Below are 4,083 nucleotides of genomic sequence, written 5' to 3'. Positions count from 1 at the left end.
TTGCGGAATTCCGGCGTGAACATCTTCTTGATCGCCTCTTCGTCCTCGCCTTCCTTCATGTCGCGGCCAAAGCCGATGGCATTCTTCGACATTTCAGACGCGCCGGCATTGGTGGTCATGATCAGCACGACGTTGCGGAAATCGACATGCTTGCCGTTGTTGTCGGTCAGCTTGCCGTGATCCATCACCTGCAACAGGATGTTGAACAGGTCGCCATGGGCCTTCTCGATCTCGTCGAGCAGCAGCACGCAATGCGGATGCTGGTCGACCGCATCGGTCAGCAGGCCGCCCTGGTCAAAACCGACATAGCCCGGCGGCGCGCCGATCAGGCGGCTGACGCTGTGGCGTTCCATGTATTCCGACATGTCGAAGCGGATCAGCTCGACACCCATGATGGTCGCCAGCTGGCGCGCCACCTCGGTCTTGCCGACGCCGGTGGGGCCCGAGAACAGGTAGTTGCCGATCGGCTTTTCCGGCTCGCGCAGGCCGGCCCGGGCCAGCTTGATCGCGCTGGACAGCGCCTCGATGGCCTTGTCCTGGCCATAGACCACCCGCTGCAGATCGCCCTCGAGATTGCGGAGCGACTCCTTGTCCTCGCGCGAGACCGACTTGGGCGGAATGCGGGCGATCTTGGCGACGATGGCCTCGATCTCCTTCACGCCGATGGTCTTGCGGCGCTTGCTTTCCGGCTTCATCAGTTCCGCGGCGCCCACCTCGTCGATCACGTCGATCGCCTTGTCGGGCAGCTTGCGGTCGTTGATGTATTTGGCGGCCAGCTCGACGGCGGCCTTGATCGCATCCTCGGTGTAGCGCACGCCGTGATGCTGCTCGTAGTAGCCCTTGATGCCCTTGATGATCTTGATCGCATCCGGGATCGACGGCTCGTTGACATCGATCTTCTGGAAGCGGCGCAGCAGGGCGCGGTCCTTCTCGATATAGGAGCGGAATTCCTTGTAGGTCGTCGAGCCGATGCAGCGCAGCGCACCCGAGGCGAGCGCCGGCTTCAGCAGGTTGGAGGCATCCATGGCGCCGCCCGAAGTGGCACCGGCGCCGATCACGGTGTGCATCTCGTCGATGAACAGGATCGAGCCGGGCTGGCCCTCCAGCTCCTGCATCACCTGCTTGAGGCGCTCCTCGAAATCGCCGCGATAGCGCGTGCCCGCCAGCAGGCTGCCCATGTCGAGCGCGTAAATGGTGGAATCCTTGAGTATCTCCGGCACCTCGCCGCGCACGATGCGGCGCGCCAGGCCTTCGGCAATCGCCGTCTTGCCCACGCCGGGATCACCGACATAGAGCGGATTGTTCTTGGTGCGGCGGCACAGGATCTGGATGGTGCGCTCGATCTCGGCCTCGCGGCCGATCAGGGCGTCGATCTTGCCGGCCTTGGCCTTCTCGTTGAGGTTGACGCAATAGGCGCTGAGCGCCTCCTTGTCCTTGCCGGCATTGCGGTCGGTGCGCTCGCGCTCGCCGCGGTCGGCCCGCTCGGCGCGCTGCTCGACATCACTGTCGGCGCCACGCACCGGCCGGCGGTCGCCGCGGCCCGGCGCCTTGGCCACCCCATGGCTGATATAGCTGACCGCATCCAGCCGGGTCATGTCCTGCTCCTGCAGGAAGTGAACGGCATGGCTTTCACGCTCGGAGAAGATCGCCACCAGCACATTGGCGCCGGTCACTTCCTCGCGGCCCGAGGACTGCACATGGAACAGGGCGCGCTGCACGGCGCGCTGGAAACTCAGCGTCGGCTTGGCATCCTGCGGGATGCCGACCACCAGGCCGCGCAGTTCCTCGTCGATGAAGGTGCCGACGCGCTGGCGCAGCTTCTCGACATCGACATTGCAGGCGCGCAGCACCGCAATGGCATCCTGGTCTTCGGTCAGGGCGAAGAGCAGATGTTCCAGCGTGGCGAATTCGTGTTTCTTGGCACCGGCGAGCGACAGGGCGCGGTGCAGGGTCTGCTCAAGCGTGCGGGAGAAAGATGCCATTCGTAGAAAGCCTCCCTCAGTCGCGTTCCATAGTGCATTGCAGCGGGTGCTGATGCTGGCGCGCGAAATCAATCACCTGTGTTACTTTTGTTTCCGCCACTTCGTAGGTAAAGACGCCACAGATGCCGACGCCCTTCTGGTGGACATGCAGCATGATGCGGGTGGCATCTTCGGCTGCCTTGTTGAAAAAGCGCTCGAGCACATGCACGACGAACTCCATCGGCGTGTAGTCGTCGTTCAGCAACAGCACTTTGTACATGGGCGGCTTCTGCGTCTTCGGCCGGGTCTTGGTGACCACGCCGACCTCGGTACGCCCGCGCCCGTCACGTCCATCCCGTTCGCTCATGCCTCAGACCCAGCAACTACAGCGGCACCGGAAAACAATTGGTGCACAGACGGATGATATGGCCTCACGGGTTAAAAATACCAGTAGCCTTGGGACAAAAAAAGAGCCCGGTTTTTCAACCGGGCTCCAGAACGCACTCTGCTGGGGAGGAAACTGTCGCGGCAACCCGCTGATTACGCGGCCAGCGGCTTGACGAACTTCTCGACCGAGGCCTGGACCTGGGCATTGATCGGGGCGAAGGCATCCTGCGCCACCTTGGTGGCAACTTCGCTCATCTTGGTGGTGTAGGCCGAGTAGGCCTCGAAAGCGCTCTTGGCGAAGCCGTTCTGCAGCTCGATCAGCTCCTGAAGGGTCTTGGCACCCATCATCGCCTTGGCAGCGGAAATCTGGTCTTCGATCTGGGTCTTGGTGAAGGCCATCGCTTCAGCGTTGATGGTCTCCATACCCTTGGTTGCGACATTGCCGGCGGTCACGCAGGCGTCGACCTGCTCCTTGCCGATCTTGGCGATGTCTTCGAAACGATCCTTGCTCATCGAGAACGCCTTCTCGAGCGCTTCGGTGCCGGTGGCGATGGCCTTCTCGACCTGCTCCTTGGACGCGTAGATCGCGGCCTCAAAGGGGTTGCCGGTGAGGGCTTCGGTTTCGGTTCCGTCGATCTTCTTCTTGGTAGCCATGGGTGCTGTCCTTGCTGTGTCCGGGTTTGTAACGGTGCCAGAGCCGCCTGCATGGGACGGCGAAACTTTGCGCAAATGGTGCGCTGCAACACCCCCAACTTAAGCGCGAGGACTCGCTTCGTCAATGGAAAAATGGTGCGCTGCACAATAATTTTGTGCAGCGCACCAGAATCGGCGGAAAATCAAAGCAATTCTGCCTAATTGAACAGGATACCCTGGCTGTAGCGCAGCCCGTTCTTGGCGACGATGTAGCGATGCGGCGGGCTGAACGGCTGGCCGCCCCGGCGCTCTAACAGCAGGCTGTAAGGCGGCAGCGGCACCTCGTAGGGCTCGATTGGCTTCTCGGCGGTCCGATCAAACGGCGCCACCGCCTTCAGCAGCGGCACGGCCATGCGGTCGAACTCCGGCGAGGGCCAGGCCCAGGCGTGGAAGTGGAACTGCCCGTCGCGGCAGGCACTGGCGGTCCAGTAGAAGGTATCGCCACGCAGGAACAGCCCCTCGGGCGCCGGGGCCTCGAAGCCGGTGGCGGTGACGGCTGTCTTCAGCTGGTCGAATTCCGTCGGGGTCAGCCGGTAGAGCGCCTGCTCGCCGCGCCATGGCGCCAGGGGATCGGTCAGCAGCACCTTGTTCAGGTAGCCGCGCCCCATCACCCGGGCCTCCAGCATGGCGCCGCCATCGGGCTGGGCCGAGATATCGTAGCTGCGCTGCTGGTCGTCCTGGCGGGCGTTGTACACCAGCCGGTAGCGGGCAGGTTGCCCGGCTGCGCAGCTGCGGGCGATGTCGTCGCCGCCGACATACCGGTCCCAGGTCAGGTTGCGCTCAACCGGGTTGTCGGTCGGCCCCGGCGAAGCGCAGGCGGCTAGCCCCGCCCCGACTCCGAGGACAAATGTAAACGCCAAGACTTTGTTAAAGCTGTTCGTCATAGTCTGCGGTTTCCTGCGTTTCGGCTGAACGGCACGGTGAATCCATGGAGATTCAACTTGTTAGTAAACAATACGCTGGACAAAAGGGGCGTCTGGTTAATATCCTTCTCCCGATTCGCGGCCTGGGGGGCACCCGGTCGTCACCCGCAGTCAGGGCA

The 4,083-nt window shown here is 62.9% G+C and carries 4 protein-coding genes; all 4 read right to left on the bottom strand.

The genetic code is table 11. The features are described 5' to 3' along the window. A partial coding sequence (locus AAG799_RS22630; protein WP_341899376.1) for an AAA family ATPase occupies nucleotides 1–1,982 on the bottom strand: 1,982 nt, incomplete at its 3' end. 16 nt (nucleotides 1,983–1,998) lie between these two features. Then, entirely contained in the window at nucleotides 1,999–2,328 is a 330-nt protein-coding gene (gene clpS, locus AAG799_RS22625) for an ATP-dependent Clp protease adapter ClpS (protein ID WP_297684649.1), read from the bottom strand. Between the two features lie 173 nt (nucleotides 2,329–2,501). Next, entirely contained in the window at nucleotides 2,502–3,002 is a 501-nt protein-coding gene (locus AAG799_RS22620; RefSeq protein ID WP_341899373.1) for a phasin family protein, read from the bottom strand. Nucleotides 3,003–3,199: 197 nt separating this feature from the next. Next, the gene (locus AAG799_RS22615) at nucleotides 3,200–3,925 is read right to left on the bottom strand and encodes a hypothetical protein (protein WP_341899372.1); all 726 of its coding nucleotides are present in this window, start codon (nucleotides 3,923–3,925) and stop codon (nucleotides 3,200–3,202) included. Nucleotides 3,926–4,083 lie beyond the last annotated feature (158 nt).

This window comes from Ferrovibrio terrae (genome assembly GCF_943371255.1).
GTDB classification, from domain to species: domain Bacteria; phylum Pseudomonadota; class Alphaproteobacteria; order Ferrovibrionales; family Ferrovibrionaceae; genus Ferrovibrio; species Ferrovibrio terrae_B.
The sequence above is the reverse complement of the archived record's forward strand: the minus strand, read 5'-3'. Positions and strand labels throughout refer to the sequence as shown.

Bases quoted from the DNA above. Each gene is read 5' to 3' on its own strand.
- clpS (WP_297684649.1), bottom strand. From the start codon at position 2,328: ATGAGCGAACGGGATGGACGTGACGGGCGCGGGCGTACCGAGGTCGGC.
- AAG799_RS22615 (WP_341899372.1), bottom strand. From the start codon at position 3,925: ATGACGAACAGCTTTAACAAAGTCTTGGCGTTTACATTTGTCCTCGGA.
- AAG799_RS22620 (WP_341899373.1), bottom strand. From the start codon at position 3,002: ATGGCTACCAAGAAGAAGATCGACGGAACCGAAACCGAAGCCCTCACC.